Genomic DNA, 5,536 nt, shown 5'->3' on the forward strand with positions numbered 1-5,536 from the left:
CGCAGCAGATGATCCACTCGATGGTCGAGTTCGTCGACGGGTCGACGATCGCCCAGGCCGGCCCGCCGCGGATGCTCGTCCCGATCGCGCTCGGCATGTCCTGGCCCGAGCGGATCCCGGACGCCGACGTGCCGGTCGACTGGACGAAGGCGCAGTCGTGGGACTTCGAGCCGCTCGACGACGAGGCGTTCCCCGCCGTTTCGCTCGCGCGTCGGGTGGGGGAGGCGGGTGGCACGTGGCCGGCGGTCTACAACGCTGCCAACGAGGTGGCGGTGGACGCGTTCCACGACGGTCGGCTGGGCTTCGTGGGGATTGTGGACACCGTTGCAGCAGTGGTGGATTCGTATGCCGCTGAGCGCCTGTCGCAGACCGCCGACCTCGCGCTCGACGACGTCCTCGCCGCCGACGCCTGGGCTCGGGCGACTGCCCGGGCTCGGGTCGGGGGCTGAAGAGACCCGGATCCAACGGCGCCCAGCCCACCCATCGTGCCCGTGGTGGCCGCGGTGGGGCGCGGTCGATGTGACAATGGATGCGTGCTGTTCCTCGTAGGGGTCCTCGTCGTCGTCGTCGGTGTGGCGCTGTCCATTGCGCTGCACGAGATCGGCCACCTCGTGCCTGCCAAGAAGTTCGGCGTCAAGGTGACGCAGTACATGGTCGGTTTCGGCCCCACGATCTGGTCCCGCCGCCGCGGCGAGACGGAGTACGGCATCAAGGCCATCCCGCTCGGTGGCTACGTACGGATGGTGGGCATGCTGCCGCCCCGCAAGGGCGACGCGGAGGGCCAGCTGCGGACGGTCTCCACCGGCCGGTTCAGCCAGATGGTCGACCAGGCCCGCGCCGACTCGATGGAGGAGGTGCGCCCGGAGGACCGGGACCGCGTCTTCTACAAGCTGAGTCCCGGCAAGAAGATCATCGTCATGCTTGGCGGGCCGTTGATGAACCTGCTCATCGCGTTCGTGCTCATCACCGGCGTCATCACGCTCTACGGGCTGCCCCAGGTGGCGCCGAAGGTCGGCCTGATCTCCGAATGCGTGCCGACCGCGACGCCGACGGTGCAGTCCCCGCACCCCGCCTGTGCTCCGGGAGACCCGGCCTCGCCCGCCAAGGCTGCCGGGTTCCAGGAGAACGACCGGATCCTCGCCGTCAACGGCCAATCGATCACCAGCTGGGATGAGGTCTCGGCCGCCATTCGGGACAACGGTGGCAAGCAGATGGCATTCCTCGTCCAGCGAGGCGGGGACGAAGTCACCGTCCAGGTCGTCCCGGCGAAGCTCCAGCGGGCCACCTACAACGCCCAGGGCGACCCGATCACCAAGGACGGGGAGCTCGTCCTGCAGTCGATGGGGTTCATGGGCATCACACCCGGCTCGGAGCTCGTCACGAAGCCGCTCGCCGAAGCGCCGGGATTCGTCTGGGACCGGACCCTCGACACCGCCTCCATCATCTGGCGCATCCCCGAGAAGATGGTCGGGGTTGCCCAGGCCGCCTTCGGCTCGGGTGCGCGCGACCCGAACGGCCCGATCTCGGTCGTCGGCGTCGGCCGCATCGGTGGGGAGGTCGCGGCCCTCGACGTCCCGGCCGACCAGGGCGGCAACTGGCTCAAGATCGCCCAGCTCGTCCTGCTCATCGCATCGCTCAACCTGGCCCTGTTCGTGTTCAACCTCATCCCGCTGCTCCCGCTGGACGGTGGACACGTGGCCGGCGCGATCTGGGAGTCGATCAAGAAGGGGTGGGCCAAGCTCACCCATCGCCCCGATCCCGGCTACGTCGACGTTGCCAAGGGCCTGCCGGTCGCCTACGGCATGTCGCTCGTCCTGATCACCATGTCCGTGCTGCTCATCTACGCAGACATCGTCAAGCCCATCAGCATCTTCGGCTGACCAGCGCCCCTTCGCCGGGTCGGAGTCGGCCTGGCCGAACGGTGTTGGAGATCGTCAGGGCTCCAGCACGACCTTGATGCAGCCGTCCTCCTTCGCCTGGAACGTCGCGTAGCCGCTCGGTGCCTGCATGAGGGGCAGCACGTGGGTCGCAAGGTGTTCGGTGCCGAGCGGATCGGACGGGTCGAGGACGAGCGGCAGGAGGTCATCGATCCACCGCTTGACGTGGCACTGGCCCATCCGCACGGTGATGCCGCGGTCGAACATCTCCATCATCGGCATCGGGTCGACCTCGCCGCCGTAGACGCCGACGACCGAGACCGTCCCACCGCGTCGGGCGGCCTTGAGGCACGTGTGCAGGGCGTCGAGCCGGTCGACGGCCAGCTTGTCGATGAGCGGCTTGGCCAACGCGTCGGGCAGCAGCCCCACGGCGGTCTGGGCAGCCTTGGCCATGGGGGAGCCGTGTGCCTCCATGCCAACTGCCTCGACGACGCTGTCCGGCCCCCGACCGCCCGTCAGCTCGATGAGCGCCTCGGCGGCGTCCTCGACGCTGCCCACGTCGACGACTTCCGCCCCGAACTCAGCCGCCAGTGCCAGCCGTTCCGTCGCGAGGTCGACGCCGATGACCCGCTCGGCTCCGAGGTGCCGTCCGATGCGGGCGGCGAGCTGTCCGACGGGCCCGAGACCGACGACGGCCAGCGTGCCGCCCTTCGGGACGTCGGCGAACATCACGGCCTGCCACGCGGTCGGCAGGATGTCGGACAGGTAGAGCAGGCGTTGGTCGGAGGGCCCCTCAGGCACCGGGATCGGGCCGAACTGGGCCTGCGGCACCCGAAGGTACTCCGCTTGGCCCCCGGGCACGGCCCCGTAGAGGCTCGTGTACCCGAAGAGCGCCGCCCCCTTGCCCTGCTCCCGCTGCTGGGTCGTCTCGCACTGGGCATACAGATCCCGATCACACATCCAGCAGTGGCCGCACGAGATGTTGAAGGGGATGACCACCCGGTCGCCGGGCGCGATGTGGGTCACCTCCGCGCCGACCTCCTCGACGATCCCCATCGGCTCGTGGCCGAGGATGTCCCCCGGTGTGAGGTACGCGCCCAGCACCTCGTAAAGGTGCAGGTCGGAGCCGCAGATAGCGGTCGAGGTCACCTTGATGATCGCGTCGGTCGGTTCCTGGATCGTCGGATCCGGGACCTCATCGACCCGTACGTCGCGCTTGCCGTGCCAGACCAGGGCCTTCACCAGCGTCCTCCTCGCCTCGTCGTACGCGGTGGTCGCCGAGGACGTCCCCGCATGCGAGGACCGTGCCCACGGGCGTCGTCGGCCAAACCCGATGGCCGAGATCACCCGGAGTCCGGGTGATAATGGCGATCATGAGTGTCTCCCTCGGCATGCCCTCGGCCCCGGCCCCCGTGCTCGCGCCCCGGCGCAGGACTCGCCAGATCAGGGTCGGCAAGGTGGGCGTCGGCAGCAACTTCCCGATCTCGGTGCAGTCCATGACGACGACACCGACGACGGACATCAACGCCACGCTGCAGCAGATCGCCGAGCTGACCGCAACAGGCTGCGACATCGTCCGCGTCGCGTGCCCCAGTCAGGACGACGCCGAGGCACTGCCGGCCATCGCCCGGAAGTCGCAGATCCCGGTCATCGCCGACATCCACTTCCAGCCCAAGTATGTCTACGCGGCCATCGACGCTGGGTGCGCCGCCGTCCGGGTCAACCCGGGCAACATCCGCCAGTTCGACGACCAGGTCGGGGAGATCGCCCGCCGCGCCAAGGAGGCGGGTGTCTCCATCCGCATCGGCGTCAACGCCGGCTCCCTCGACAAGCGGCTGCTCGAGAAGTACGGCAAGGCCACCCCCGAGGCTCTCGTCGAGTCGGCCGTGTGGGAGGCGAGCCTCTTCGAGGAGCACGACTTCCACGACTTCAAGATCTCGGTCAAGCACAACGACCCGGTGATCATGGTGCGCGCCTACGAGCTGCTCGCCGAGCGGGGCGACTGGCCGCTGCACCTCGGGGTGACGGAGGCCGGCCCCGCGTTCCAGGGCACGATCAAGTCGGCGACTGCCTTCGGGGCACTGCTGTCCAAGGGCATCGGGGACACGATCCGTGTGTCGCTGTCGGCCCCGCCAGTCGAGGAGGTCAAGGTCGGCAACCAGATCCTGCAGAGCCTCAACCTCAAGCCCCGCAAGCTCGAGATCGTGTCGTGCCCGTCGTGCGGTCGCGCCCAGGTCGACGTCTACACGCTCGCCGATCAGGTGACGGCCGGGCTCGAGGGCATGACCGTCCCGCTCCGGGTCGCGGTCATGGGGTGTGTGGTGAACGGCCCGGGCGAGGCTCGGGAGGCGGACCTCGGCGTGGCCTCCGGCAACGGCAAGGGCCAGATCTTCGTCAAGGGCGAGGTCATCAAGACGGTGCCGGAGAGCCAGATCGTCGAGACGCTCATCGAGGAGGCCATGCGGATCGCCGAGGAGATGGGGGAGCCGGTGGACGACGAGGCCGCGGGGTCGCCCTCCGTCACGGTCGGCTGACGACTCGGCTCGCGCGGCTCGCCGAAGGTCCACCCGGCGTTCACCTCGGCTCACTACGATTTGTGGGAAAAGCCAGCCTGAGCCCGAGGAGCGCGATTGTCCGATCCGCTGCTGGCCGGCGGACGTGCGCCGGCGCCGCGCACCCTGCTGGACGTCCTCGACGAGACCATCGCCACCCATCCGGATGCCGCGGCGCTGGACGACACGCTGTCGGTCCTCACCTATGCCGAGCTCGGTGAGCACATCGCCGCGCTGGCAGCCCAGCTGTATGCCGTCGGCGTGCGTCGCGGTGACAAGGTCGGGGTCCGTGCCCCGTCGGGCACCCATGACCTGTATGTGGCGATCCTGGGCATCCTGCGCGCGGGAGCGGCATACGTCCCCGTCGACGTGGACGACCCGGACGAACGGGCCGACCTGGTGTTCGGCGAGGCGGGCGTCTTCGCGGTGGTCGGCGCGGGCAGGCGGATCACGATGGGAGCGGGCGGGAAGGGCGCCGGCCGCGGCCAAGCCGCCGCAGCAGCCCGGGTAGCAGCCCCGCCAGCAGCCGGGGTAGCAGCCTCGCTGGCAGCCACGGACCCGGCGTCAGGCAGAGCCCCCGAGGCCGGTCCGGACCCCGACCCGCCTCAGACTCCAGGACCGGAGGACGATGCCTGGGTCATCTTCACGTCGGGCTCGACCGGCGTTCCCAAGGGGGTGGCGGTGTCACACCGCTCTGCGGCGGCATTCGTCGACGCGGAGTCGAGGATGTTCCTGCAGGCCGAGCCGATCGGGCCCGGGGACCGCGTGCTGGCGGGTCTCTCCGTCGCTTTCGACGCCTCGTGCGAGGAGATGTGGCTGGCGTGGGGCCATGGCGCGTGCCTCGTGGCAGCCCCTCGGGCCCTCGTGCGCACCGGGATGGACCTCGGTCCGTGGCTCGTCACGCAGGAGATCTCGATCGTCTCGACCGTGCCGACGTTGGCAGCGCTCTGGCCCGCTGAGGCGCTGGAGCCGGTCCGGCTGCTCATCTTCGGCGGCGAGGCCTGCCCGCCCGAGCTGGCCGAGCGGCTGGCGACGGCAGACCGGGAAGTCTGGAACACGTACGGCCCGACCGAGGCCACTGTGGTGGCGTGCGGCGCGCTCATGGAC

The 5,536-nt window shown here is 69.8% G+C and carries 4 protein-coding genes and 1 pseudogene; 4 read left to right on the top strand and 1 reads right to left on the bottom strand.

Translation table 11 applies throughout. The annotated features are described in order from the left end of the window. Both ABF401_RS15855 and ABF401_RS15860 read left to right on the top strand, forming a co-directional pair. Nucleotides 1–449: pseudogene (locus ABF401_RS15855) on the top strand (1-deoxy-D-xylulose-5-phosphate reductoisomerase); the annotation flags it as partial. 84 nt (nucleotides 450–533) lie between these two features. Then, nucleotides 534–1,880, top strand: a complete 1,347-nt coding sequence (locus ABF401_RS15860; RefSeq protein ID WP_353510542.1) for a M50 family metallopeptidase — start codon at nucleotides 534–536, stop codon at nucleotides 1,878–1,880. Between the two features lie 54 nt (nucleotides 1,881–1,934). On the opposite strand, the gene ABF401_RS15865 is transcribed toward ABF401_RS15860, so the two are convergent. Then, nucleotides 1,935–3,119, bottom strand: a complete 1,185-nt coding sequence (locus ABF401_RS15865) for a zinc-dependent alcohol dehydrogenase (protein WP_353510543.1) — start codon at nucleotides 3,117–3,119, stop codon at nucleotides 1,935–1,937. A gap of 131 nt (nucleotides 3,120–3,250) precedes the next feature. On the opposite strand from ABF401_RS15865, the gene ispG reads away from it, so the two are divergent. Then, nucleotides 3,251–4,411 carry a flavodoxin-dependent (E)-4-hydroxy-3-methylbut-2-enyl-diphosphate synthase gene (gene ispG / locus ABF401_RS15870; RefSeq protein ID WP_353510544.1) on the top strand — a complete coding sequence of 387 codons (1,161 nt, stop codon included), beginning with the start codon at nucleotides 3,251–3,253 and terminating at the stop codon, nucleotides 4,409–4,411. A 96-nt stretch (nucleotides 4,412–4,507) separates the two neighbouring features. Beyond that, nucleotides 4,508–5,536: AMP-binding protein (locus ABF401_RS15875; protein ID WP_353510545.1), on the top strand; the 1,029-nt coding region annotated here is incomplete at its 3' end.

Source organism: Intrasporangium sp., from assembly GCF_040414665.1.
In the GTDB taxonomy this organism is placed as follows: domain Bacteria; phylum Actinomycetota; class Actinomycetes; order Actinomycetales; family Dermatophilaceae; genus Intrasporangium.